25 protein-coding genes are annotated in these 24,333 nt (G+C 73.3%); 13 read left to right on the top strand and 12 right to left on the bottom strand.

Annotated features, from left to right (window positions below; translation table 11 throughout):
* Window positions 1–11 precede the first annotated feature (11 nt).
* Both HB370_RS33200 and HB370_RS33195 read right to left on the bottom strand, forming a co-directional pair.
* Window positions 12–1,226, bottom strand: a complete 1,215-nt coding sequence (locus HB370_RS33200; RefSeq protein WP_030788701.1) for an acetyl-CoA C-acetyltransferase — start codon at window positions 1,224–1,226, stop codon at window positions 12–14.
* A gap of 43 nt (window positions 1,227–1,269) precedes the next feature.
* Window positions 1,270–2,454 carry a CaiB/BaiF CoA-transferase family protein gene (locus HB370_RS33195; RefSeq protein WP_030788703.1) on the bottom strand — a complete coding sequence of 395 codons (1,185 nt, stop codon included), beginning with the start codon at window positions 2,452–2,454 and terminating at the stop codon, window positions 1,270–1,272.
* A gap of 338 nt (window positions 2,455–2,792) precedes the next feature.
* Here HB370_RS33195 and HB370_RS33190 point away from each other — a divergent pair, with 338 nt between their 5' ends.
* Complete coding sequence (locus tag HB370_RS33190; protein ID WP_030788706.1) at window positions 2,793–3,974, top strand: saccharopine dehydrogenase NADP-binding domain-containing protein; 1,182 nt, start codon at window positions 2,793–2,795, stop codon at window positions 3,972–3,974.
* Between the two features lie 47 nt (window positions 3,975–4,021).
* Here the strand turns inward: HB370_RS33190 and HB370_RS33185 are convergent, their stop codons facing one another.
* Entirely contained in the window at window positions 4,022–4,765 is a 744-nt protein-coding gene (locus HB370_RS33185) for an endonuclease V (protein ID WP_030788708.1), read from the bottom strand.
* Window positions 4,766–4,823: 58 nt separating this feature from the next.
* Between HB370_RS33185 and HB370_RS33180 the strand changes: the two genes are divergently transcribed.
* Complete coding sequence (locus HB370_RS33180; protein WP_030788710.1) at window positions 4,824–5,120, top strand: YciI family protein; 297 nt, start codon at window positions 4,824–4,826, stop codon at window positions 5,118–5,120.
* Window positions 5,121–5,129: 9 nt separating this feature from the next.
* Here HB370_RS33180 and HB370_RS33175 read toward each other — a convergent pair whose 3' ends face one another.
* A complete protein-coding gene (locus tag HB370_RS33175) occupies window positions 5,130–5,468 on the bottom strand; it encodes a hypothetical protein (RefSeq protein ID WP_030618251.1) in 339 nt (112 codons plus the stop codon).
* Window positions 5,469–5,543: 75 nt separating this feature from the next.
* Complete coding sequence (locus HB370_RS33170; protein ID WP_244405725.1) at window positions 5,544–6,683, bottom strand: oxidoreductase; 1,140 nt, start codon at window positions 6,681–6,683, stop codon at window positions 5,544–5,546.
* Between the two features lie 220 nt (window positions 6,684–6,903).
* Between HB370_RS33170 and HB370_RS33165 the strand changes: the two genes are divergently transcribed.
* The 4 genes from HB370_RS33165 (at window position 6,904) to HB370_RS33150 (ending at window position 11,432) form a co-directional block, all read left to right on the top strand.
* Window positions 6,904–7,320, top strand: coding sequence for an SsgA family sporulation/cell division regulator (locus HB370_RS33165; RefSeq protein WP_030788715.1), 417 nt, complete (start codon window positions 6,904–6,906; stop codon window positions 7,318–7,320).
* A 375-nt stretch (window positions 7,321–7,695) separates the two neighbouring features.
* Window positions 7,696–9,321: an ABC-F family ATP-binding cassette domain-containing protein gene (locus HB370_RS33160; protein ID WP_030788720.1), complete on the top strand. Its 1,626-nt coding sequence runs from the start codon at window positions 7,696–7,698 to the stop codon at window positions 9,319–9,321.
* Between the two features lie 131 nt (window positions 9,322–9,452).
* The gene (gene ddaH, locus HB370_RS33155) at window positions 9,453–10,229 is read left to right on the top strand and encodes a dimethylargininase (RefSeq protein WP_030788722.1); all 777 of its coding nucleotides are present in this window, start codon (window positions 9,453–9,455) and stop codon (window positions 10,227–10,229) included.
* Between the two features lie 228 nt (window positions 10,230–10,457).
* Window positions 10,458–11,432: an acyl-ACP desaturase gene (locus HB370_RS33150; RefSeq protein ID WP_030788728.1), complete on the top strand. Its 975-nt coding sequence runs from the start codon at window positions 10,458–10,460 to the stop codon at window positions 11,430–11,432.
* A gap of 49 nt (window positions 11,433–11,481) precedes the next feature.
* On the opposite strand, the gene HB370_RS33145 is transcribed toward HB370_RS33150, so the two are convergent.
* Window positions 11,482–11,727: a WhiB family transcriptional regulator gene (locus HB370_RS33145; RefSeq protein ID WP_030618234.1), complete on the bottom strand. Its 246-nt coding sequence runs from the start codon at window positions 11,725–11,727 to the stop codon at window positions 11,482–11,484.
* Window positions 11,728–11,985: 258 nt separating this feature from the next.
* Between HB370_RS33145 and HB370_RS33140 the strand changes: the two genes are divergently transcribed.
* On the top strand, window positions 11,986–12,777 hold the full coding sequence (locus HB370_RS33140) for a VOC family protein (RefSeq protein WP_030788730.1): 792 nt from the start codon (window positions 11,986–11,988) through the stop codon (window positions 12,775–12,777).
* 12 nt (window positions 12,778–12,789) lie between these two features.
* On the opposite strand, the gene HB370_RS33135 is transcribed toward HB370_RS33140, so the two are convergent.
* The gene (locus HB370_RS33135) at window positions 12,790–13,866 is read right to left on the bottom strand and encodes a LacI family DNA-binding transcriptional regulator (RefSeq protein WP_030788733.1); all 1,077 of its coding nucleotides are present in this window, start codon (window positions 13,864–13,866) and stop codon (window positions 12,790–12,792) included.
* Between the two features lie 199 nt (window positions 13,867–14,065).
* Window positions 14,066–14,818: a transcriptional regulator gene (locus HB370_RS33130; RefSeq protein ID WP_030788735.1), complete on the bottom strand. Its 753-nt coding sequence runs from the start codon at window positions 14,816–14,818 to the stop codon at window positions 14,066–14,068.
* Between the two features lie 255 nt (window positions 14,819–15,073).
* Between HB370_RS33130 and folE the strand changes: the two genes are divergently transcribed.
* A complete protein-coding gene (gene folE, locus HB370_RS33125; RefSeq protein WP_030788737.1) occupies window positions 15,074–15,652 on the top strand; it encodes a GTP cyclohydrolase I FolE in 579 nt (192 codons plus the stop codon).
* Here folE and HB370_RS33120 read toward each other — a convergent pair.
* Together HB370_RS33120 and ligD are read right to left on the bottom strand one after the other, a co-directional pair.
* Window positions 15,647–16,498, bottom strand: coding sequence for an SDR family oxidoreductase (locus tag HB370_RS33120; RefSeq protein ID WP_030788740.1), 852 nt, complete (start codon window positions 16,496–16,498; stop codon window positions 15,647–15,649). The genes folE and HB370_RS33120 overlap by 6 nt on opposite strands.
* A gap of 74 nt (window positions 16,499–16,572) precedes the next feature.
* Window positions 16,573–17,592: a non-homologous end-joining DNA ligase gene (ligD, locus tag HB370_RS33115; RefSeq protein ID WP_030788742.1), complete on the bottom strand. Its 1,020-nt coding sequence runs from the start codon at window positions 17,590–17,592 to the stop codon at window positions 16,573–16,575.
* A 73-nt stretch (window positions 17,593–17,665) separates the two neighbouring features.
* Here ligD and HB370_RS33110 point away from each other — a divergent pair, with 73 nt between their 5' ends.
* The gene (locus tag HB370_RS33110; RefSeq protein ID WP_030788745.1) at window positions 17,666–18,751 is read left to right on the top strand and encodes an ATP-dependent DNA ligase; all 1,086 of its coding nucleotides are present in this window, start codon (window positions 17,666–17,668) and stop codon (window positions 18,749–18,751) included.
* 18 nt (window positions 18,752–18,769) lie between these two features.
* Here HB370_RS33110 and HB370_RS33105 read toward each other — a convergent pair whose 3' ends face one another.
* Together HB370_RS33105 and HB370_RS33100 are read right to left on the bottom strand one after the other, a co-directional pair.
* Window positions 18,770–19,960 (bottom strand): zinc-dependent alcohol dehydrogenase, encoded by a 1,191-nt coding sequence (locus tag HB370_RS33105; RefSeq protein WP_030788747.1) that lies wholly within the window; start codon window positions 19,958–19,960, stop codon window positions 18,770–18,772.
* Window positions 19,961–20,169: 209 nt separating this feature from the next.
* A complete protein-coding gene (locus HB370_RS33100) occupies window positions 20,170–20,655 on the bottom strand; it encodes a MarR family transcriptional regulator (RefSeq protein ID WP_030788750.1) in 486 nt (161 codons plus the stop codon).
* Window positions 20,656–20,840: 185 nt separating this feature from the next.
* Between HB370_RS33100 and HB370_RS33095 the strand changes: the two genes are divergently transcribed.
* The 4 genes from HB370_RS33095 to pcaH all read left to right on the top strand — a co-directional run bounded on the left by HB370_RS33095 (window position 20,841) and on the right by pcaH (window position 24,333).
* Window positions 20,841–21,596, top strand: coding sequence for a CoA transferase subunit A (locus tag HB370_RS33095; protein WP_030788761.1), 756 nt, complete (start codon window positions 20,841–20,843; stop codon window positions 21,594–21,596).
* A complete protein-coding gene (locus HB370_RS33090) occupies window positions 21,596–22,240 on the top strand; it encodes a CoA transferase subunit B (protein ID WP_030788765.1) in 645 nt (214 codons plus the stop codon). Before HB370_RS33095 ends, HB370_RS33090 begins: the two co-directional genes overlap by 1 nt.
* Window positions 22,241–22,319: 79 nt before the next feature.
* On the top strand, window positions 22,320–23,540 hold the full coding sequence (locus HB370_RS33085; protein ID WP_030788767.1) for a thiolase family protein: 1,221 nt from the start codon (window positions 22,320–22,322) through the stop codon (window positions 23,538–23,540).
* A 19-nt stretch (window positions 23,541–23,559) separates the two neighbouring features.
* Entirely contained in the window at window positions 23,560–24,333 is a 774-nt protein-coding gene (pcaH, locus tag HB370_RS33080; RefSeq protein WP_030788769.1) for a protocatechuate 3,4-dioxygenase subunit beta, read from the top strand.

Below are 24,333 nucleotides of genomic sequence, written 5' to 3'. Positions count from 1 at the left end.
CCGCGGGGAGTTCAGATGCGCTCGATGATTGTGGCGATGCCCATGCCGCCGCCGACGCACAGCGTGGCGAGGCCGTAGCGCTTGTCCTGGCGCTCGAGTTCGTCGACGAGGGTGCCGAGGATCATCGCACCGGTGGCGCCGAGCGGGTGGCCGAGGGCGATGGCACCGCCGTTGACGTTGATCTTGTCCAGGCTCAGGCCCATGTCCTTCGCGTAGCGCAGGACGACCGCGGCGAACGCCTCGTTGATCTCGACCAGGTCGATGTCGTCGATGGTGAGACCGGCCTTGGCCAGGGCCTTGCGGCTGGCGGGGGCGGGGCCGGTGAGCATGATGGTGGGCTCGGAGCCGGAGACGGCGGCGGAGACGATCCGCGCGCGCGGGGTGAGGCCGTGGCGTTCGCCGGCCTCCCGGGAGCCGATCGCGACGAGCGCGGCGCCGTCCACGATGCCGGAGGAGTTGCCCGCGTGGTGGACGTGGTCGATCTTCTCCACCCAGTGGTACCTCTGCAGCGCGACGGCGTCGAAGCCGCCCAGGTCGCCGATGTCCGCGAAGGACGGCTTAAGCTTCGCGAGGGAGTCGGCGGTGGTGCCGGGGCGCGGGTGCTCGTCGTGGTCGAGGACGACCAGGCCGTTGCGGTCCTTGACGGGGACCACCGAGCGCTCGAAGCGGTTCTCCTTCCAGGCGGTGGCGGCGCGCTCCTGGGACAGGGCCGCGTACTCGTCCACGTCGCGGCGGGAGAAGCCCTCGATGGTGGCGATCAGGTCGGCGCTGATGCCCTGCGGGACGAAGTTGACGTCGAGGTTGGTCATCGGGTCGTTGAACCAGGCGCCGCCGTCCGAGGCCATCGGGACGCGGGACATGGACTCGACGCCGCCGGCCAGGACCAGGTCCTCCCAGCCGGCCCGGATCTTGGCGGCGGCCAGGTTGACGGCCTCCAGGCCGGAGGCACAGAAGCGGTTCTCCTGGACGCCCGCGACGGTGTCCGGCAGCCCGGCGGCGAGGGCGGCGATCCGGGCGATGTCGGAGCCCTGGTCGCCGATGGGGCTGACGACGCCGAGCACGATGTCGTCGATCCCGGCCGGGTCCAGGCCGGGGAAGCGGTCGCGGATCTCGTGGATGAGGCCGACGACCAGGTCGATGGGCTTCGTGCCGTGCAGGGCGCCGTTCGCCTTGCCGCGCCCGCGCGGGGTGCGGATCGCGTCGTACACGTACGCTTCGGTGCTCACTGGGGTGCCTTTCGGGAGGGTGGTCCGGGCGGGGTGGGCGGGGTCAGCCGCCGTCGGTGACCGCGTCTTCGGTGGCCGGGGTGCCGGGGCCGCCGGCGGGGCGGGGCGGTATGCGCCAGTCCCGGGCGACCGCCGCGGTGTCCGCGCCGGGCCGGGCGGGGCCGGTGCGGACGGCGGTCGGGGTGGCGGAGAACCGGGGGGCGGGGGCGGGCTGGGTGATGCCGTCGTGGTCGGTGAAGGTGGCACGGGCGGCGAGGTGCGGGTGGTGCGGGGCCTCGCGCAGGCCGAGCACGGGGGCCACACAGGCGTCGGTGCCCTCGAAGACGGCCGTCCACTCGGCCCGGGTGCGGGTCTTGAAGGCGGCGGCGACGCGTTCGCGCAGCTCTCCCCAGCGGCTGAGGTCGGTGCGGGCGGAGGCGAGGGGGGCGAGGCCGAGCAGGCGCAGGAACTCGTCGTAGAACTTCTCTTCCAGGGCGCCGACCGCCATGTACCGGCCGTCGGCGGTCTCGTAGGTGCCGTAGTAGGGGCAGCCGCCGTCCAGGAGGTTGGCGGCGCGCCGGTCCTGCCAGCCGCCGGCGTTGAGCATGGCGTGGATCATCGTGGACAGGTGGGCCGTGCCGTCCACGATGGCCGCGTCGACCACCTGGCCGGTGCCGGTCGCGCGCGCGTGGTGCAGCGCGGCGAGGACGCCGACGACCAGGTACAGGGCGCCGCCCGCGTAGTCCCCGAGGAGGTTGGCGGGCACGGCCGGGGGTTCGTCCGGGCGGCCGATCATGCCGAGGGTGCCGGTGAGCGCGATGTAGGCGATGTCGTGGCCGGCGCGGTGGGCGAGGGGGCCGTCCTGGCCCCAGCCGGTCATCCGGCCGTAGACCAGGCGGGGGTTGCGGGCGTGGCAGTCGCCTGGGCCGACGCCGAGCCGTTCGGCGACGCCCGGGCGGTATCCCTCCAGGAGGATGTCGGCCCGTTCGGCGAGGTCGAGGACGCGTGCGGGGCCGTCCGGCGCCTTGAGGTCGACGACGACCGAGCGTTTGTTTCGGTTGGTGAGGTCGCGGGCCGGGTCGAGGCCGAGGCCCGGGCCGCCCGGGCGGTCCACCCGGACCACGTCGGCACCCAGGTCGGCCAGCAGCATGGCGGCGAACGGGCCGGGCCCGATGCCGGCCAGTTCCACCACGCGCACGCCGGCGAGCGGGCCGGTACCCGGCGCCGGCGGCGTCTGTGCCGTTGTCATCCGTCCAGCCCCCAAGCGTGTGTGACACCGCTGCTGTAACACCGGTGATGCTAAGAACGTGTTCCACCGAACACAAGACCCAACGAGCAAGCGCTTAGCCAAGTGCCCGGCGCGTCGGCCATCACCCGGACGAGTGAACGGGACCGTGTCTGCCCCGCCCGGTGCGCGGTGCCGGCATCGCCCGCCCGGACGGGTGCGTCGGCTCCCGCGGGCGCGGGGTGTTCCTGGCTGCGGGCACCGCTGCCTCCGGGCTGGTCTTCGGACTGCGCACTCCTCACGCTAGCCTCGGCCACCGACAGCGGCGCGGGCTGCGCTGGGGGCTGTGGACAAGGGGTGACATGAGCAGCATCGGCAGGACCGGCCGTCCCTACGACCTCGTGCTCTTCGGGGCCACGGGCTTCGTCGGCGCGCTCACGGCCCGCTATCTCGCCGAGCACGCGCCGCGGGGGCTGCGCTGGGCGGTCGCCGGCCGTGACGAACGGCGGCTGGAGCGGCTGCGGGAGAGCCTGCCCGGCGGCGAGGGCATCGGCGTCCTGCGGGCCGACGTACGCGAACCGGCCACCCTGCGCGCGCTCGCCGGGCACGCGCGCGTGGTCGCCACGACCGTCGGACCGTACGTGCTCCACGGCGAGGAACTCGTCGCCGCCTGCGCCGACAGCGGCACCGACTACCTGGACCTCACGGGCGAGCCGGAGTTCGTGGACCTGGTGTACGTCCGGCACGACGCACGCGCGCGGGAGACGGGCGCGCGCCTGGTGCACGCCTGCGGCTTCGACTCGGTGCCGCACGACCTCGGCGTGTACTTCACGGTCCGCCGGCTGCCCGAGGGCGTGCCACTGACCGTGGACGGCTATGTGACCGTGGACGCGGCCTTCTCCGGCGGCACCCTCGCCTCGGCGCTGAACCAGCTGGCCCGCGCCGGGCGGATGCGGGCCGCCGCCCGCGCACGGGCCCGGCACGAGCCACGGCTGCCGGGCCGCCGGGTCACGGCGCCGCCCGGCGCGCCGAGGTACGCCCCGGAGGCCGGTGGCGCGTGGGCGCTGCCGCTGCCCACCATCGACCCGCAGGTCGTACGCCGTTCGGCGCGGGCGCTGGAGCGGTACGGCCCGGACTTCCGCTACCGCCACTACGCCGCCGTACGCCACCTGCCGGTCGCCCTCGGCGGGGCCGCCGCCGTCGGCGCGCTGGCGGTCGCCGCCCAGGTGCCGCCCCTGCGGCGCCGGTTGTCGGACCTGCTCCGGCCGGGGGACGGCCCGGGCCCCGAGAAGCGGGCGAAGAGCTGGTTCCGGGTGCGGTTCGTCGGCGAGGGCGGCGGGGAGCGCGTGTACACCGAGGTCGCGGGCGGCGACCCGGGCTACGACGAGACGGCCAAGATGTTCGCCGAGGCCGCCCTGTGCCTGGCCTTCGACGAGCTGCCGCCGACGGCCGGTCAGGTCACCACGGCAGAGGCGATGGGCGACGCCCTGACCGAGCGGCTGCGCGCGGCCGGGATCACCTTCCGGGAGGCGGCGCGGCGCTGACCGGAACGCACCGGTCCCGGCGGGCCGGCCGTTCACGACTCGGCGTATCAGGAGGTGGGTGCCTGACGGGTCGTGGCGTCCTGGCCGTCGGCGTCCGGCAGGCTCCGCGCCGCCTCGCGCAGGGCCCGCCGGCACAGGGCGTCGGCCCGGCGCGTGGTCTCCGGGAGCCGGAACCGCGGGGTCAGCGCGAGGGTGTGCGCCAGGGCACCGGGCAGGCCCACCCGGTGGCCGACGGAGACGAAGACCGGTTTGACGCCGTCCCTGGTGCGCAGGGCGCGCCCGACCTCCTCGGTGCCCGCCGTCAGCGGCGCCGAGGCGCCGCGCGCCGGGCCGGGTTCGTCGTAGGTGAAGGTGAACGGGTTCTTGGCGACGCCGATGACCGGCAGGTCCGTGAGCACCCCGAGGTGGCTGGCCAGGCCGAAGCGGCGCGGGTGGGCGAGTCCGTAGCCGTCGCACACGACGAGGCCCGGCGGGCCGGGCAGCCGGTCCAGGGCGGCCAGCACGGCCGGGAGCTCGCGGAAGGCGAGGAGCCCGGGCACGTACGGGAAGGAGACCCGGCCGACGGCCGTCGCCTCCGCGACGACGTCCAGGGTGGCGGCGTCCAGCACCACGGCCGCCGCCGCGACCAGGTCCAGCTCGTCGTCGTAGGCGACGTCGACCCCGGTGACCCGGCCCGTCCCGGGCGGCGGCCCGGGCTCGTCGAGCACCACTCGGCCGCGCAGCTCGTCCTGGACGGCGCGGGCCTCCTCCTCGGTCGCGGGCCAGCCCGCGGGTACGCCAACGATCGTCACGCGGGTGACTGTACGGTTCGCCGGTGGCCGGCGGCGGGGCGGGGGTAGGCTCCGGATCATGTTCGTCCTTGAGCTGACCTACACCGCGCCCCTCGATGCCGTGGACGCCGTCCTGCCCGACCATGTGGCCTGGCTGGAGCGGCAGTACGACAAGGGCCTGTTCCTGGCCTCCGGACGCAAGAACCCCCGTGACGGCGGGGTGATCCTCGCCGTCACGGGGGACCGCGCCGAGATCGAGGAGGTCGTCGCCACCGACCCGTTCGTCACCGCCGGGGTGTGCTCCTACCGCGTCATCGAGTTTCTCGCCACGAAGACGGCCCCCGAGCTGGAACGGCACCGGCAGACGCTCGGCTGAGCCGGCGGGTCATCCCTTCTTGCGGTCCAGCGCGCGCTGCAACTGCTCCTTGTTCATGTGCGAACGGCCCTCGATGCCGCGCTGCCTGGCCTCGTTGTACAACTGGTCGCGGGTCGGGCCGTGCGAGCCGACCCGGTTGCCGGACCGCTGACCGCCCCGCTTGCCGGACGACATGTCCTGGGTGGAGGTGCGGCTGGCGGTCTTGGACTCGCCGGAGCGGGCGCGTTCCTTGTTCACCGTCCGCGCGGCGATCTCCTTGGCGCGCCCGGTGCTCTCGCCCCGGTCCTGCGCGCTCTTCTTGATGTGCTCGTACTGACGCTCGCGCTTGGGGCTGGAACCGGCTGGCATGATCGCTCCTTTCGTTCGCGGCGAAGGACGAGTACCCGCCTCCCGCCCGCTCACGTCACCGGAGAGGCCGCCGTCTCACCGTTCCAGCCGGGCCGCCCGGCCCTGTTCGCCGGCCGCCCAGCAACCGCGGTCGGGGGCGCACGCCACGGTGTCGTAGGAGCCGGTGTCGACGGTCCGCCAGGTGCGGCCGCCGTCGGTGGTCAGATCGGTGCCGGTCGGGCCGACGGCGAGCGCTTCCGTGCGGCTGTGCGGCAGCCAGGCGGCGCCGGAGCGGTACGCGGGCGGCGGGGTGGTGGCGGGGCGCCAGGTCCGGCCGCCGTCGGCCGTGACCGCGGCGGACCTCGGTGAGGGCTGCCCGGGACGGTAGTCGCCGCCGACCGCGATGCCGTGCGCGCGGTCGCGGAAGGCGAGCGCGAAGACACCCCTGGCCGGATCGCCCGCCGGTACGGGCGTGTCGGCGGCCGTCCAGGTCAGGCCGCGGTCGGCGGAGTGCAGCACGCGCGCGTGGCGGCCGCCGCCGGTGGCCAGCCAGGCGTCGCGCGGGCCGGAGGCGACCAGGCACTGGCCGCTCGCGGCGAACCCGGCTTCGCCGTCCCGCGCCGGCGGCATGCCCTCGGTGGGCAGCAGGCGCCAGGAGCGTCCGCCGTCGGCGGTGGACAGGACGCGGAACCTGCCGTCCACGGGGTCGCCGAGGGCGAGGCCGTGGCGGCGGTCGAAGAAGGCGAGGCAGTCGTAGAAGGCCCTCGGATCGGTGTTGCGGAAGGACTCCGTCCAGGTCGTGCCGCCGTCGTCGGTGCGGTAGACGCGGGACGCCTCGCCCGCGCCGATGGCCAGCACCACGGCCCGCCGCGCGTCGAACGCCGTCACGTCCCGGAACTCCAGTCCGGCCGCGCCGGGCGGAGAGACGTTCCGCCAGCTCGCGCCGCCGTCCGTGGTGCGCAGCACCGTGCCGCCGGTGCCGGCCAGCCAGGCGGTGCGCCGGTCCACGGCGGCGAGGCCGCGGAAGCGGACCTGGGGGGCGCCGGTGTCCCGGGGGACCCACCGAGGGGCCGCCGGGCCGCCGCCCCCCCGCTCCGGGCCCGGGCCGTGGTCCGCCCTCCCCGGGGTCCCGGCCGCCGGAACCGTCAGGGCGGCCAGTGCGGCCGCGCACGCCACCGCCGTCGCCACCGGCCGGCTCGCCCGTCCCCCGCGTCGCGTGTTCCCCAAGCGCCTCATGGCGGGCGAAGCTAGCCCAGTCCCCGGGGCGCGTCCAGGGGGCCGGGCGCGCCGGTACGCGGCGGAGACGGGCCGCAGCGGGCCGCGCTCCCCGTGCATGAACGCGGTGACCGAGGTCACTCGGTCCGGGTGTGCACGCACCGGCCGTTTCCGTCGTCTCTTCCTGTGCCGGGTGTGGGCGCATCCGGGCGCAGTCCAGCCGTCACGAGGGAGCAAGGCGTTGTCCACCGTCATCGAGCAGCCCGTCGAGGCCCGTCTCGTCGCCGCCGCACCGCGCATGCCGAGCATTCCCGCCACGCTGCGCTACGACCGGCGCGACCCGTTCGCCGTCCGCATGGCCTTCCCGGCGCCGGCCACCCTGGAGGGCGTCGACGTGTGCTGGACCTTCGCCCGTGAGCTGCTGACGGCCGGGCTGGAGGACCCCGCGGGCCAGGGTGACGTCCGGGTGCGGCCGTACGGGTACGACCGCACGGTGCTGGAGTTCCACGCCCCGGAGGGCACCGCGATCGTGCATGTGCGCTCGGGCGAGATACGGCGGTTCCTCAAGGCCGCGGACGAACTGGTCCCCGTCGGCCTGGAACACCTCCAGCTCGACCTGGACCACGGCCTCGCCGAGCTGATGCGGGACGCCTGCTGAAGGGCACGCGCGCGGGACGCCTGCTGAACGACACGCGCGCGGGACGCCCGATGTGCGGCACGCGCGCGTGAGGAGCGCCCCGGGCAGCGCGGGAAGCGCCTCGGCGAAATCGCGTTGACACCCTCTTCCCGCCGCTCGTACGGTGTTCAGCGATTCTGTTGCCGTCGATCGGAGAAGGACGTTGCTCGTCTGAGGTCTTGAGACACCGCGTCGCACCGGTGAGGTGTGCGCGGCGTACGACGACCTCGGCGTCCGAGCCGTCCCCCAGGCACAGGTCCCTTCTTCCGCGGCCCTTCCCTGCCCGGCCCCTCGGTTTCCGCCTCGCGGTGTCTCGATACGCGTCCACCCGAACGCCCACACCTTCGCGAGGCGCCCATGTCTGCTTCCCTCACCTGCACCTCCCTGTCCTTCGCCTGGCCCGACGGCACCCCCGTCTTCGACGGCCTCGACATCGCGTTCGGCCCCGGCCGGACCGGGCTCGTCGGCGTCAACGGATCGGGCAAGTCCACCCTGCTCAAGCTGCTGGCCGGGGAACTCGTGCCGGCCGACGGCACCGTCAAGGCGACCGGCGAGATCGGATACCTCCCGCAGAACGTCACCCTGGACACCGCGCTCCGGGTCGACCAGGCCCTCGGCATCGCCGAGCGGCGGGCCGCCCTGCACGCCATCGAGGCGGGCGACGTCTCCGAGGAGCACTTCGAGACCGTCGGCGACGACTGGGACGTCGAGGAGCGCGCCCTGGCCACCCTCGGCGAGCTCGGCCTCGGCCACCTCGGCCTGGACCGGACCGTCGGCGAGGTGTCCGGCGGCGAGTCGGTGCTGCTGCGGCTCGCCGCGCTGCTGCTGCGCCGCCCCGGCATCCTGCTGCTCGACGAACCCACCAACAACCTCGACCTGTACGCGCGCCGGCGGCTCCACCAGGCCGTCACCGCCTGGCCGGGCGTCCTGGTCGTGGTCAGCCACGACCGGGAACTGCTCGACCTGGTCGACCAGATCGCGGACCTGCGCGCGGGCGAGGTCACCTGGTACGGCGGCAACTTCTCGGCCTACGAGAAGGCGCTGGCCGTCGAACAGGAGGCGGCCGAGCGCATGCTGCGCGTGGCCGGGGCCGATGTGCGCAGGCAGAAGCGCGAACTGTCCGACGCCCACATGAAACTGGCCCGCCGCAAGCGGTACGGACAGAAGATGTACGACTCCAAGCGCGAGCCGAAGATCGTCATGGGTGCGCGCAAACGCGCCGCCCAGGAGTCCGCCGGCAAGCACCGCATCCTGCACGAGGAACGGCTCGCCGAGGCCAGGGAACGGCTGGACGAGGCGGTGGAGGCCGTACGGGACGACGACGAGATCCGCGTCGAACTGCCGTACACGGCCGTGCCGCCCGGCCGGCAGGTGCTCACCCTGGAGAACCTGGAAACGGCCTGCCACACGCGCGTGCCCGGCATCCTCGATCTGCGCGGCCCGGAGCGGATCGCGCTCGTCGGCCGCAACGGCGCCGGCAAGACGACGCTGCTGCGGACCATCGCCGGGCAGCTGGCGCCGTCGGCCGGCACCGTGACGGCCCACGTGCCGCTGCGGTTCCTGCCGCAGCGGCTGGACGTGCTGGACGACGGCCTGTCGGTGGCCGAGAACGTGGCCCGGTTCGCGCCGGACGCCACCAACAACCGGATCCGGGCCCGTCTCGCCCGCTTCCTGTTCCGGGGCGCCCGGGCCGACCAGAAGGCGGGCACCCTCTCCGGCGGCGAGCGCTTCCGGGCGGCCCTGGCCGCGCTGCTGCTCGCCGAGCCGGCACCGCAGTTGCTGCTGCTGGACGAGCCGACGAACAACCTGGACATGGCCAGCGTCCGGCAGCTGACCCAGGCCCTGGAGTCGTACGAGGGCGCGCTGCTCGTCGCCGCCCACGACCTGCCGTTCCTGGAGTCGATCGGGATCACCCGCTGGCTGCTGATGGAGGGAGGCGAGCTGACGGAGACCACGCCCGAGGCGCTCGGCGAGCCGGCCTGACCGGGCGGCCGGGACACACCCCGGTACCCAGGTTTTGCCCTGGCCGGAGCGCGCTGCATGATGACGGACCGGCGCCGGGTGACCGGCGCCGGCCACCGCACCATCGCACCGACCGATACGAAAGGCCCGTCGTGCCCAGCAAGAAGGCCCTCGTCCGCCGCCCCAGCCCCCGCCTCGCCGACGGCCTGGTGACGCACATGGCGCGGGAGAAGGTCGACGTGGGGCTCGCCGTGGAGCAGTGGGAGGCCTATGTGGCGGCCCTGCGCGCGCACGGCTGGGAGACGATCGAGGTCGAACCGGCCGACGACTGCCCGGACTCGGTGTTCGTCGAGGACACCGTCGTCATGTTCCGGAACGTGGCGTTGATCACTCGTCCGGGTGCCGCCGTCCGGCGCGCGGAGACCGCCGGGGTGGAGGAGGCCGTGGCGAGCCTCGGCTGCTCGGTGAACTGGATATGGGATCCGGGGACGCTGGACGGCGGTGACGTCCTCAAGGTCGGCGACACCGTGTACGTCGGCCGCAGCGGGCGCACCAACGCGGCCGGTGTGCAGCAGCTGCGGGCGGCCTTCGAACCGCTGGGCGCCCGGGTGGTGGCCGTCCCGGTGAGCAAGGTGCTGCACCTGAAGTCGGCGGTGACCGCGCTGCCCGACGGCACGGTGATCGGGCACATCCCCCGGGTGGACCGGCCCTCGCTGTTCCCGGGGTTCCTGTCGGTGCCGGAGGAGTCCGGGGCGCACGTGGTGCTGCTGGGCGGCGGCAAGCTGCTGATGGCGGCGAGCGCGCCGCGGACGGCGGAGCTGCTGAGCGATCTCGGGCATGACGTGGTCACGGTCGACATCAGCGAGTTCGAGAAGCTGGAGGGCTGTGTGACCTGCCTCTCCGTGCGCCTGCGGGAGCTGTACGCCTGACCGGGTGATTCCGCCCCTCCGGCAGCCCCGGGACCTGCGGGTCCCGGGGCTGTCCGGCATGCACGGGAGGCCGGCCGGCAAGGCTGATCAGTGGTTCTTTACCGCCGCCTTAGCCTACGGCTTCGTAACCTACGGTTTCGTAGCCTACGATCTCGTAGGTTCCCGGCACCGCTCGCCGGGCCGTTCCCTTTCCCCACGCCCCCTGTCCGGCGTCCCCCTGGAGTTCCTGTGACGATCACTTCCCCTCACCTCGGCAGCCCGTCCGTCTGGACCGACGCGCGGCTCCTGTACGCACTGGAGGAAGTGGTCGAGAACGAACTGAACCGGCATCTGAAGGTCGCCAAGGACTGGATGCCGCACGAGTACGTGCCGTGGAGCGACGCCCGTAACTTCCCCGGCCTGTTCGAGGACGGGGAGGCCTGGGAGAAGGGCCAGTCGAAGGTGACGGAGGTCGGCCGCATCGCCCTCGTGGTCAACCTGCTGACCGAGGACAACCTGCCGAGCTACCACCACGAGATCGCCACGCTGTTCGGCCGCGACGGCGCCTGGGGCACCTGGGTGCACCGCTGGACGGCCGAGGAGGGCCGGCACGGCATCGTGATGCGCGACTATCTGCTGGCCTCGCGCGCGGTGGACCCCGACCAGCTGGAACGCTTCCGTATGGCGCACATGAGCGAGGGCTTCGAGTCCGACAACGGGCACTCGATGCTGCACTCGATCGCCTACGTCGCCTTCCAGGAGCTGGCCACGCGGATCTCGCACCGCAACACCGGCCACCAGTCCGGGGACCCGGTCTGCGACCGCATGCTGGCCCGCATCGCGACCGACGAGAACCTGCACATGGTGTTCTACCGCAACCTGCTCAAGGCGGCCTTCGAGCTCGCCCCCGACCTGACCATGCGGGCGGTCCGGGACGTCGTGGTGAACTTCCGCATGCCCGGCCACGGCATCCCCGGCTTCGAGCGGGCCGCCGCGCAGATGGCGATCGGCGAGGTGTACAACCTGCGCATCCACCACGACGACGTGCTGCAGCCGGTGCTGCGCTTCCTGAAGGTCATGGAGATCGACGGCCTCGGCCCCGAGGGCCTGAAGGCGCAGGAGGAACTCGGCCTGTTCCTGGGCGGGCTGAACGCGGAGGCGTCGAAGTTCGACGAGAAGCTGGCCGCGCGCAAGGCCCGGATGGCGGCACGCGCCGCGGGCTGACGGCCCACGCCCGGGCGGGCGGCCGGCGGGCGGTGCCGGAGGGCGGTGGTCAGCGGGCGGTGCGCCGCAGGGCCAGGCGTTCCTTCTCCGACAGGCCGCCCCAGACGCCGAACCGCTCGTCGTGGGCGAGGGCGTACTCCAGGCAGGCCGGGCGCAGCTCGCACATGGCGCAGATGCGCTTCGCCTCGCGCACCGAGCTGCCGGGCTCGGGGAAGAAGAAGTCCGGCCCGGTCTGTGCGCACAGGGCCTGAGCCTGCCAGGTGTCGTCGGCCGGGGTGATGGTGTCGATGTGCATGCCAGAAGCCTGCCCCGGACAGAAAAACGTTCGATCAACGCCGGCTCAACGGCGTACCCGGAATGCCGGCCGCCGCCCCCGGACCGCCCCGATGATGCCGCCTCGCTCCCCGCGCGCGCACGGCGGCGCGCGGGGCCGGTGTGAAAACCCGAGGAACCCGGGGAAGCGGGTGCTCGTGTGGTGCTCCGGCGGCGATTGTCAGTGGCCGGTGCCAGACTCGGCAGTGCACAGGACCGGACCCTTGCGAGGAGGGCCGAGATGCTCACGACCCGTTTCGTCACCGGCGCGCCCGACTGGATCGACGTGACCAGCCCCGACCTCGAGGGTGCCGCCGCCTTCTACGGCGCGCTCTTCGGCTGGCGGTTCGGCCCGGCGGGGCCGGACGCCGGCGGTGACGGCGTCTTCCGGCTGGCCGGCCGGGCCGTGGCGGGCGGCGCGCGGGCCGCTCCCGGGCAGGGGCCGCCGGGCTGGACGGTGTACTTCCGCAGCGAGGACGTCCGGGCCACCGCCGAGGCGGCCGAACAGGCGCACGGCAGCGTGCTGGTGAGGCCGGCGGACGGGCCGGAGCGGGGGCGCGGTGCGGTGCTCGCCGACCGGGCGGGCGCGCCGTTCGGGGTCGGGCGGCCGGGCCGGACCGAGGGCCTGGAGGCGGCGGGCGAGCCGGGCGCGCTGTGCTGGGTCGAGCTGCACACGCCGGACATCGCGGCGGCGGCGGCGTTCTACCGCCGGGTGCTCGGCCTGGAGACGTCCGGGGTGTCCTTCCCGGGCGGGACCTATACGTGTGTCAATCCGGACGGTGCCGGTGAGGAGGCGATGTTCGGGGGGCTGGTGCCGGCGGCCGGCGATCCCGCCGAGGCGGAGTCCGGCGCGTACTGGCTGCCGTACTTCGAGGTGGCGGACGCGGACGCCGTCGTCGACCGGGCCCGGCGGCTCGGCGGGGCGGTCCGCGGGCCCGCGACGACCGTGCCGGGGGTGGGGCGGACGGCCCGGCTCGCCGATCCGTACGGGGCCCGCTTCGCGGTGATCAGACCCGAGCCGACCGACGGCTGACCCGCGGGCGGCTCATGCGGAGGCGCGGCGTATCAGGGTGGTCGGCAGGATCACGCCCTTGCCCCGCGCGCCCGGGCCGCCGGCCGTCGTACGCTCCCGGTCCCGGCCGCCGGACAGGCCCTCCAGCAGCAGCCGGGCCATCAGCCGGCCCATGCCCTCGATGTCCTGACGTACCGTCGTCAGCGGCGGATCGGTCTGTTCGGCGACCGGCGCCATGTCGTCGAAGCCGGCCACGGCCACGTCCTCGGGAACCCGCCGGCCGCTCTCGCGCAGCACCCGCAGCGCGCCGAGCGCCGTGAGGTCGTTGGCGGCGAACACGGCGTCGACGTCCGGGCAGCGGGCCAGGAGTTCCCGCATGGCGCGCTCACCACCGGCCGGGGTGAAGTCGCCCTCCACGACCAGCCGGGGATCGTACGCGCCGGGCACCTCGGCGACGGCGTCCCGGTAGCCGTCGAGCCGGTCCACCGCCGAGGTCTGGTCCAGCGCGCCGGTGAGGTGGGCGACACGCCGGCGGCCGAGATCCAGCAGATGCCGGGCCGCCGCCCGGGCCCCGCCCCGGTTGTCGCAGTCGACGTACACCACGCCGGGGTCCGGCGCCCCGGTGTCCGCGCTCCAGTGGGGGCGTCCGCCGAACACGGTGGGCACCCCGGCGTCGCGGATGAGGCCGGGCAGCGGGTCGTCCAGGTGCAGGGAGAACACGAGCGCGCCGTCGACATGGCCGCCGGCGAGATAGCGGGCCACGCGGGTGTGGTCGGCGCGGCCCTCGGTGAGCAGCAGCACGAGCTGGTTGTCGTGCGCGGTCAGCTCCTTGCCGATGCCGCGCAGCTGGAGCGCGAAGAAGGGATCGGCGAAGACCCTGCTTTCGGGCTCGGCGACGACGACCGCGACCGCGTCGTGGCGCCGGGTCACCAGGCTGCGTGCGGCCTGGTTGGGGACGTAGCCCAGTTCCTCCACGGCCCGCCGGACCCGCTCGGCCAAGGGTGCGCGGACCCCGTCGCCGCCGTTGACCACCCGGGACACGGTGGCCCGGGAGACTCCGGCCCGCGCGGCCACGGCCTCCAGGGTGGGACGCGACACGGCCTCGGTCACTTCGGACACCCCCTCCTCGGCGGCCGGCACTCAGGATAGCCGCGGGGCACCGGGCCGGCGGTTGCCGCTCTTCGCCGTGGCGACGCCTCCCGCACCGGAGGCAGCGATGGGCGGTGCGACCCCGGGAACGGGCGTCTCCGCCGGCTCGGCGGGGAGGCAAGCACCGGTGACGTAGGTGAGGGACAGGGAATCGCGGCGGTCAGTGGTCCTGGGGCGGCTGGTCGTCATGGCCGGGACTGTTCGGGCCCAGTCGTACGCAGCACGCGCCGGGCCCGGGGGCCAGGACGGCTTGGATGCCGCCCACCTCCAGACCGGTGAGGTAGCCGCTGAGAAACGCCTGGTTCATGCCGCACACCAGGTCAGGGGCCTTCGCGGCCAGCGGATGGAACGGGCAGTTGCGCAGCCGGAGCCGGTTGGGGGCCTCCCGGACGGGTTCGTAGCCGTAGCCCTCCAGCAGCCCCTCGCAGACGGTCAGCCCGCGCTCGGGGCCCAGACGCCCGGGCCGGGTCTCCTCCCGCGCGGCTTCGCCCAGTTGCCGGCCGCGCTGCCCGGCGGTCCGCATGGCCGCCTGCGTGGCGTTCTCGTCCGCTCCCTCGGTCAGGACGGCGTCCAGGAGCAGGTCCGCCAGGAGTTCGTGGCGCCGGTCGGGGATGCTGACGGTGATCTGGGCGTCGGTGGGCTCGTACACCTTCGGTCGCCTGCCGACCTTGCGGATCCCGCCGGGCGCCTCGTAGCGGGCGCGGAGCAGGCCGGCGTCGACGAGCTTGTCGAGGTGGAAGGCGGCGAGCTTGCGCGATATCCCGACGCTCGCGGCGGCCTCGTCGCGGGTGACGGCGTGGCCGGCACGGCGGATGAAGGAGAACATGCGCCGTCGTGAGTCCTCGCTCAGGACGCTGACGGAGTCGATGGCGCTGCCGGCCGCGTCGGCCGGAGCTGTCTGGTCGGATGCCACAGGACCACGGTAACCCCCATATGCGTAGGCACAAGCGTTCCCGTTGTCCCGTTCTCCTGGACTTCTTGACGGCCCTCGGTGATAAGACCAAGAATTGTTGGCGAAACTACGTATCCAGCCCGGTCTTCGACATCGCCTCCGCCCTGCTCACCGCCCTCGGCATCAAAGGACAGTGAAGTGATCGAGCAGCCGCACCACGCCACCGCCCGAATAGACTCCGACGACGCGGAGCGCACCCCGCCGGCCCGGCCCGCCCTGCGGGTCGTCCACGAGCAGGACGGAATCGACCTGGCCGCCGCGGAGGCGGCGGCCGGCAAGTTCCTCGACGCCCTCGGCATCTCCACCGCCACCGAGAGCCTGCGCGGGACGCCGGGCCGCATGGCCCGCGCGTACGCCGAGTTCTTCAGCCCCCGTCCCTTCGACCTGACCACCTTCCCCAACGACGAGGGCTACGACGAACTCGTCCTGGCCCGGCGCATCCCCGTCCGGTCGGTGTGCGAGCACCACCTGCTGCCCTTCGTCGGCACCGCCCACGTCGGCTACCTGCCCGGCGCCCGCATCCTGGGGCTGTCCAAGCTCGCCCGCGTCGTCGAGCACTTCGCCTGCCGTCCGCAGGTCCAGGAACGCCTGACCAAGCAGATCGCCGACTGGCTGCAGACCCACCTCGACCCCAAGGGAGTCGGCGTGGTGATCGAGGCCGAGCACGCGTGCATGACCCTGCGCGGCATCCAGGCCACCGGCTCCACCACCATGACCTCGACCCTGCTCGGTCTGCTCCGCTCCGACGCCCGCTCCCGCAGCGAGTTCCTCGCCCTGACCGGCACCACCTCATGACCCCCCGGCGGGGTTCCGGTAGCGCGGGGCGAGTGTGCCGGTGGACGAGGAACGGAGCCCGAGTTCCGCCGCGGTGACGCGATCCACCGCCTCGGCGTCGGCCAGTCCGGGCACGCAGACGACCTCGCCGGTTTCCAAGGCCCTCAGCGAAGCGGTCACCACGTCCTCGGCGGGCATGCCTCCGTCGTCGTGTACGCGCGCCGCGTCACCGGCTACCGGAACCTGGCCCTGGGTGAGATGGAACTCGGTCGCCGTCAGCCCGGGGCACAGCACCTGGACACGAACCGCCGCGCCGTCCAGCTCCGCGGCAAGGGTCCGGCTGAAGGTGACCACGTACCCCTTGGTCCCCGCGTAGACCGCCCGCACCGGCAGCGGGTCCGGCGGAAGCGAACCGGCGAAGGCGAGGGTGGAGGCCACGTTCACCACGGCACCGCGGCCGCGTGCCAGCATGCCCGGCACGGCCGCACGAGCGAGCCGGGTCGGCGCCACCACGTTCACGGCGATCACCTTCTCCAGCAGTCCCGCATCGGTCTCGGCGAAGGGGCCGTAGCCGTTGATGCCCGCGTTGTTCACCAGCACCTCGATGTCGTCCCCGGCGGTCCGCCGGGCCACGCGGTCCAGGTCACCGGCATCGCCCAGGTCCGCGACGACGACCTCCACCCGTACGCCGTGCCGCCCGGTCAGTTCCGCGGCGAGGGCGCGCAGACGCTCCGCGCGACGCGCCACCAGGACCAGACCGTGACCGTCCGCGGCGAGCCGGCGCGCGTAGGCCGCGCCGATGCCCGAGGAGGCACCGGTCACGATGGCCGTTCCCCTGGCGGGGAGGGATTCGGGGCGGGTGGTCATGAGGAATCCTCCTTGTCCGCCGCGGCGGTCCGTCCGGCCCGGCAGGCAGTGCGGCGACCGCTCCCGGCAGGGCCTCAGTCCGAGGAGGTGCGGCGGGCCCGGCTCGGCTGGACGCGGGTGGGCTCGCCGGGCATCTTCGGGTACTCCGGCGGGTACGGCAGGTCGCCCAGGCCGTGGTCGTGTTCGTCCCGCCGGGCCAGTTCCAGCAGCGTGTCCAGGGAGTAGGCGTGGTCGTCCATGTCGGCGTGCACGTCGCCGAGTTCGGCGAACCGGGCGGGCATGGTGGCGAGGTCGAAGTCGCGGGGGTGGGCGACGCCGACCTCCTCCCAGCGCAGGGGCGCGGAGACGGGGGCGTGCGGGCGGGGGCGCACCGAATAGGCGGAAGCGATGGTGCGGTCCCGTGCCGTCTGGTTGTAGTCGAGGAAGATGCGGCGCCCGCGCTCCTCCTTCCACCACTTGATGGTGACGTGCTCGGGCATCCGGCGTTCCATCTCCCGGCCGACCGCGATCGCCGCGCGGCGCACCTGGGTGAAGGTCCAGCGGGGTTCGATGGGAACGAAGACGTGCAGGCCCCGGCCGCCGGAAGTCTTGGGCCAGCCGCGCAGTCCGCCGAACTCCTCCAGCACCGCGCGCAGTTCGTGGGCGGCGCGGACCGCGTCGTCGTAGTCGGTGCCGGGCTGCGGGTCTAGGTCGATGCGGAGTTCGTCGGGGTGGTCGACGTCGGTGGCGCGGACCGGCCAGGGGTGGAAGGTGAGGGTGCCGTACTGGGCGGCCCACACCACCGCGGCCTCCTCGGTGGGGCACATCTCGTCGGCGCTGCGGCCGCTGGGGAAGGTGATGTGGGCGGTCGGGATCCAGTCCGGCATGCTCTTGGGCGCCCGCTTCTGGAAGAACCACTCGCCGCCGACGCCGTCCGGGTAGCGCTCCAGGGTGGTGGGGCGGTCGCGCAGGGCGCGCAGGATGCCGGGGGCGACCGAGACGTAGTACCGGGCGAGGTCCAGCTTGGTGAAGCCCCGCTCCGGGAAGAACACCTTGTCCGGGCTGGACAGCCGTACGGTCCGGCCGCCGACCTCCAGTTCCACCGCATCGCCCATGCGGCCACCGTAGGCGCACCCCGCACACCTCGCACACCGGGCGAAGCGGTATGCATGCGAGCAGAATCGGAGCATGGATCTGCCCGTCATGCCGCCCGTGAAGCCGATGCTCGCCAAGTCGGTGGCGAAGATCCCGCCGGGCATGCACTACGAGGCCAAGTGGGACGGCTTCCGGTCGATCGTGTTCCGTGACGGGGCCGAGGTCGAGCTGGGCAGCCGCACCGGCAAGCCACTGACCAGGTACTTTCCCGAGCTGGTCGAGGCGCTGAAGGAGCGGGTGCCCGAGCGGTGCGTGCTGGACGGGGAGATCGTGATCGCGCGCGGCGGGCGGCTGGACTTCGACGCGCTGACCGAGCGCATCCACCCGGCCGCCTCCCGGGTGCGGATGCTGGCCGAGAAGAACCCGGCCTCCTTCGTCGCCTTCGACCTGCTGGCCCTGGACGACCACGCCTTGCTCGACGTGGGGCTGACCGACCGCCGCGCCCTGCTGGACCGGGCCCTGGCGGACGCCACCCCGCCGGTGCATCTGGCGCCCTCGACGACCGACATCGAGGTGGCCCGGCACTGGTTCGAGCAGTTCGAGGGCGCCGGGCTGGACGGGGTCGTGGCCAAACCGCCCGACCTGCGCTATCTCCAGGACGAGCGGGCCATGTTCAAGGTCAAGCACGAACGGACGGCGGACGTCGTCGTCGCCGGGTACCGCCTCCACAAGAGCGGCCCGGTGGTGGGCTCGCTGCTGCTGGGCCTTTACGACGAGCGGGGCCGGCTCCAGCACGTCGGCGTGTCGGCCGCGTTCTCCATGAGGAAGCGCGCCGAACTGGTCGAGGAGCTTCAGCCGCTGCGGATGGACGACGTCTCGGGGCATCCGTGGGCCGCCTGGACGGACGAGGCCGCGCACGAGACGGCCCGGCTGCCGGGCGCGCCGAGCCGCTGGTCCGGGAAGAAGGACCTGTCCTGGGTGCCGCTGCGGCCGGAGCGGGTGGCCGAGGTGGCCTACGACCACATGGAGAACGGTCAGCGTTTCCGGCACACCGCCCGCTTCCGCCGCTGGCGCCCGGACCGTGCACCGGACAGCTGCACGTACGCCCAGCTGGAGGAGCCGGTGCGGTACGACCTGGCGGAGGTGCTCGGCGAGAAGGGCTCACGGGATCCCGGCTGAGCGTCCGCGACCGGCGCGCTACGGCTGCATGAGGACCTTGACGGCGCCGTCCTGCTTGCGCTGGAACATCTCGTAGGCGTGCGGTGCCTCCGCCAGCGGCAGCCGGTGCGTGGCGAAGTCGTCCACGCCGAGCGGGTCCTCGTCCGTGAGGTAGGGGATGATCCGGTCGGTCCAGCGGCGGACGTTGGCCTGGCCCATACGGAGCTGGATCTGCTTGTCGAAGAGGGTGAGCATCGGCATCGGGTCCGCCATGCCGCCGTAGACACCGCTCAGCGAGATCGTGCCGCCGCGGCGGACCAGGTCGATCGCCATGTACAGGGCGCCGAGCCGGTCGATGCTGAAGCGTTCGGCGAGCGGACCGCTCAGTTTGCGGGGCATCATCGCGGTCGCCGTCTGGGCCAGCTTGGCGGCGGCGCTGCCGTGCGCCTCGGTGCCCACCGCGTCGATCACGGCGTCCGGGCCGCGGCCGCCGGTCACCTCACGGATCGCGTGGACCAGCGCCTTCTCGTCGTCGAAAGCCCTGATGTCGTAGGTCTCGACCCCGCGCCGCTGCGCCCGGGCCAGTCGCTCGGGCACCAGGTCCACGCCGAAGACGCGTTCCGCGCCGCGGGCCCTGGCGATCCGGCAGGCCATGTCGCCGATCGGGCCGAGGCCGAGGACGGCGAGGGTTCCGCCGGGCGGGACGGCGGCGTACTCGACGGCCTGCCAGGCGGTGGGCAGCACGTCGGAGAGGTAGACGAACCGGTCGTCCGGCGGTCCCTCGGGAACCTTGATCGGGCCGAACTGCGCCTGCGGGACCCGTAGATACTCGGCCTGGCCGCCGGGCACGGCACCGTACAGGCGGGTGTAGCCGAACAGGGCCGCGCCCATGCCCTCGCCGGTGACCTGGGTGGTCTCGCACTGGGTGGGCAGGCCCGTGTCGCACATGAAGCAGTGCCCGCAGGCGATCTGGAAGGGCACCACCACCCTGTCGCCGGGGCGCAGGTCCGGCACCTCCGGGCCGACCTCCTCCACGATGCCCATGGGTTCGTGACCGAGGATGTCGCCGGGCGTCATGAACGGGGTGAGCACCTCGTACAGATGCAGGTCGGAGCCGCACAGTCCGGTGGACGTCACGCGGATGACGGCGTCCGTGGGTTCCTCGATCCGCGGGTCGGGCACGTCCTCGACCCGGACGTCCCGCTTGCCCTGCCAGGTGACTGCCTTCATGGGTCGCACTCCCTAGGTCACGTTCGGCCTCGTCCTTGTGCGGTGGCGGCCGGGTACCCGTGCGTACCGGGGCCGAACCCGGCGGCGGCCGGCCTCCGGCTCGGGACACCGGCGTCCGGGGCAGGGCGCACGGCACCCGGCATCCGGCGCGGGGCACCTGGCATCTTGTACGGACGAAGCCCACGGCGGGGCGGTGGCCGTGGGACCGGTCAGCCTTGGGCGGCCAGCGGCTCGGCCGGCTCCCGCGGGCTCTCGGCCGGGTTGCGCAGGCTCTCGGCCGCGTCGGCGACCCGGCGGATCAGGTCGAAGAACACGCTCTGCTCCTCGGCGGACAGCGGGGCGAGGAAGACCTGGTTCATCCGGGCGGTGCGGACGGACAGCTTGCGGTGGGTGCGTGCGCCCTCCTCGGTGAGGCGGAGCAGGAAACGCCGGCCGTCGCGCGGGTCGCGCACCTTGTGCAGCAACCCGCGGCGGTCGAGCCGGCTGATCACCTCGGCGATGGTGGAGCGGTCCAGGCCCACCCGCTCCCCCACGGTCCGCTGGTCGAGTCCGGGCTCGGCGACGAGCGCGTTCATGACCGCGAACTGCGGCGAGGTGATCTCCTCCGAGACCATCGTGTTCCACAGCAGGTAGTGCGCCTGCTGGAGCCGCCGGGCGAGGTGTCCGGGATGGGTGGTGAGATCCACCGCGGCCATGTGCGCTCCCCTGATCGATTCGTTGGTGCACTGAACGATACCGGCCGCCAAACCGGCTGTCTTGTTCTGTGGGCGCGGAAAAATCCAGGTCTTGACGACCTTCGTCTCCGGTGGCAGCGTGAGCGCCACCTCACGAATTACTCAGTGCCCTGACTATTCGGGGCCGGAGAGACGGAGCTTCACGCATGGACAAGGTGGTGGCCACCGCCGGCGAGGCGGTGGCCGATGTGCCGGACGGCGCGTCCCTCGCCGTCGGCGGGTTCGGGCTCAGCGGCGTGCCCAACGTGCTGATCCAGGCGCTGTACGAGCGCGGGGTCGGCGGCCTGAAGGTGGTGTCGAACAACTGCGGGGCGATGGAGTCCGGGCTGGCGGTGCTGCTGGCCGCGGGCCGGATCACCCGGGTGACCGGCTCGTACATCGGCGGCAACAAGGAGTTCGCGCGCCAGTACCTGGCCGGCGAGCTGGAGCTGGAGCTGATCCCGCAGGGCACGCTGGCCGAACGGCTGCGCGCGGGCGGCGCCGGCATCCCCGCCTTCTACACCCCGGCCGGCGTCGGCACCCAGGTCGCCGAGGGCGGACTGCCCTGGCGCTACGACGGCTCGGGCGGGGTCGCGCTGGCCTCGCCGCCGAAGGAGGTGCGGGAGTTCGACGGCGTGGAGTACGTGCTGGAGCGGGGCATCCGCACCGACTTCGCGCTGGTCAGGGCCGCGCGCGGGGACCGGCACGGAAACCTGGTGTTCCGCAGGTCGGCGCGGAACTTCAACCCGCTGGCCGCGATGGCCGGCCGGGTCACGATCGCCGAGGTGGAGGAGCTGGTCGAGCCCGGCGCGATCGATCCGGACGAGGTGCACGTGCCGGGCGTCTTCGTGCAGCGGGTGGTGCCGCTCACCCCGGAGCAGGCGGCGGACAAGCGGATCGAGTTCCGGACGGTGAGCGGCTGATGGCCTGGACACGCGAGGAGATGGCCGCCCGCGCGGCCCGTGAACTGCGGGACGGCCAGTACGTGAACCTGGGGATCGGGCTGCCCACGCTGATCCCGAACCATCTCCCCGAGGGGGTCGAGGTGGTACTGGAGTCGGAGAACGGCATTCTGGGCACCGGTCCCTACCCCACGGAGGACCAGGTCGACCCCGATCTGATCAACGCCGGCAAGGAGACCGTGACGGTGCTGCCGGGCGCCTCCTTCTTCGACTCGGCGCTGTCCTTCGCGATGATCCGCGGCGGGCACATCGACGTGGCCGTGCTCGGCGCGATGCAGGTGTCCGCCCGGGGCGACCTGGCCAACTGGGCGGTGCCCGGGAAGCTGGTCACCGGGATCGGGGGCGCGATGGACCTGGTGCACGGTGCCCGGCAGGTGATCGTGGTGATGACGCACACCGCGAAGGACGGCTCGGCGAAGATCCTCAAGGAGTGCACGCTGCCGTTGACCGGCAAAGGGTGTGTGAACCGAGTCATCACGGATCTGGCGGTGCTGGACGTCACCGCGGAAGGTCTGACGCTGACGGAGACCGCGCCGGGTGTGAGCGTGGACGAGGTCATCGCCAGGACGGACGCGGAACTGAGCGTTGCGGAGAATCTGCTGTGAACGGAGCTCACACGGTTCCCACCGCTCACGCCTCCGCCGGCCTCGACACCGTGACTCCTGCTGCAAAGGCGCGCACCCTGTGAACACCGCTCACACCCCGAAACCCGTTTACATAGTCGACGCCGTCCGCACCCCTTTCGGCCGGTACAACGGCGCCCTGGCCACCGTCCGTCCCGACGACCTCGCCGCCCACACCCTCCGCGCGCTGCTCGCCCGCACCCCGGAGCTGGATCCCGCCCGGATCGACGACGTCTACCTCGGCAACGCCAACGGCGCCGGCGAGGAGAACCGTGACGTCGCCCGCATGGCCGCCCTGCTCGCCGGGCTGCCCACCTCCGTGCCCGGCGTGACCGTGAACCGGCTGTGCGCCTCCGGCCTGGAGGCGGTGATCCAGGCGGCCCGGGCCATCGCCCTGGGGGACGCGTCCCTCGCCGTGGCCGGCGGGGTGGAGTCCATGACCCGGGCGCCGTACGTCCTGCCGAAGCCGGACAGCCCGTTCCCGGCCGCCCACACCGAGCTGTACTCGACCACGCTCGGCTGGCGCATGGTCAACCCTCGGATGGACCCGCAGTGGACCATCCCGCTCGGTGAGAGCGCCGAGCTCATCGCCGACAAGCACGGCATCAGCCGCGAGCGGCAGGACGAGTTCGCGCTGGCTTCCCACCGCAAGGCCGTCGCCGCGCGGGAACAGGGCCTGTTCGACGCCGAGTTGGTGTCCGTCCCGGTGCCGCGGCGCAAGGGCGAGCCGGTTGACTTCACCGCCGACGAATGCGTACGGCCGGACGCCTCGCTCGCCGCCATGGCGAAGCTGAGGCCCGCCTTCCGCGCCGAGGGCGGCACGGTCACCGCGGGCAACGCCTCTCCCCTCAACGACGGCGCGGCGGCCCTGCTCCTCGCCGACGAGGAGGGGCTGCGGGCCACCGGCCGGGAGCCGCTGGCCCGGATCAGCGCGACCGGCCTGTCGGCGACCGATCCCCAGTTCTTCGGGCTGGCGCCCGTGGAGGCCGTCCAGCGGGCCCTCGCCAAGGCAGGCAGGGGCTTCGGCGATCTGTCGGTGCTGGAGCTGAACGAGGCGTTCGCCGCCCAGGTGCTGGGCTGCCTCGCCGAATGGCCGGAGTTCGACCCGGCGGTCCTCAATCCGCAGGGCGGCGCCATCGCGCTCGGCCACCCGCTCGGCGCCTCCGGGGCCCGGCTCGCCGGGACCGTCGCCCACCAGCTCGCCCGCCGCGGCTCCGGCACCGGCGTGGCCACCCTCTGCATCGGCGTGGGCCAGGGCCTCGCCCTCGTCCTCGAACGATAAGGAAGCGTCAGGTAGCACCATGACTCTCACCCAGCAGGACATCGACCAGGAGATGGCCGCGGCGCGCGTCGCCTACGCCAAGCGCGTCGCCGACGGCGCGCCCGTCGAGCACCATCCGCGCCGCGACTACGCGCCGTACCGCTCCTCCGTGCTGCGCCATCCGAAGCAGCCCCTGGTGGCGATCGACACGCGCCAGGACCCGGAGCTGGTGGAGTTGCGCTCCCCCGCCTTCGGGGAGCGGGACATCACCGAGATCGACAACGACCTCACCCGGCAGCACACCGGGGAGCCCGTCGGCGAGCGCATCACGGTCTCCGGGCGGCTGCTGGACCGCGACGGGCGCCCGGTGCGCGGTCAGCTGATCGAGATCTGGCAGGCCAACTCGGCCGGGCGGTACGCCCATCGGCGCGAGCAGCACGACGCGCCGCTGGACCCGAACTTCACGGGGGTCGGCCGTACCCTCACCGACGCCGAGGGCCGCTATCACTTCACCACCATCCAGCCGGGCCCCTACCCCTGGCGCAACCACGTGAACGCCTGGCGTCCGGCCCACATCCACTTCTCGGTGTTCGGGACGGCGTTCACCCAGCGGCTGGTGACCCAGATGTACTTCCCGAACGACCCGCTGTTCCCCTACGACCCGATCCTGCAGTCGGTGACGGACGACGCGGCCCGGCAGCGGCTGGTCGCCACCTACGACCACGGGCTGTCGGTGCCCGAGTTCTCCCTGGGCTACCGCTGGGACATCGTGCTGGACGGCCCGGCCGCCACCTGGATCGAAGAAGGACGCTGA

Origin of the sequence: Streptomyces sp. DSM 40868, assembly GCF_011820545.1 — a bacterium.
In the GTDB taxonomy this organism is placed as follows: domain Bacteria; phylum Actinomycetota; class Actinomycetes; order Streptomycetales; family Streptomycetaceae; genus Streptomyces; species Streptomyces eurythermus.
This window is presented reverse-complemented; position numbering and strand designations above follow the sequence as displayed.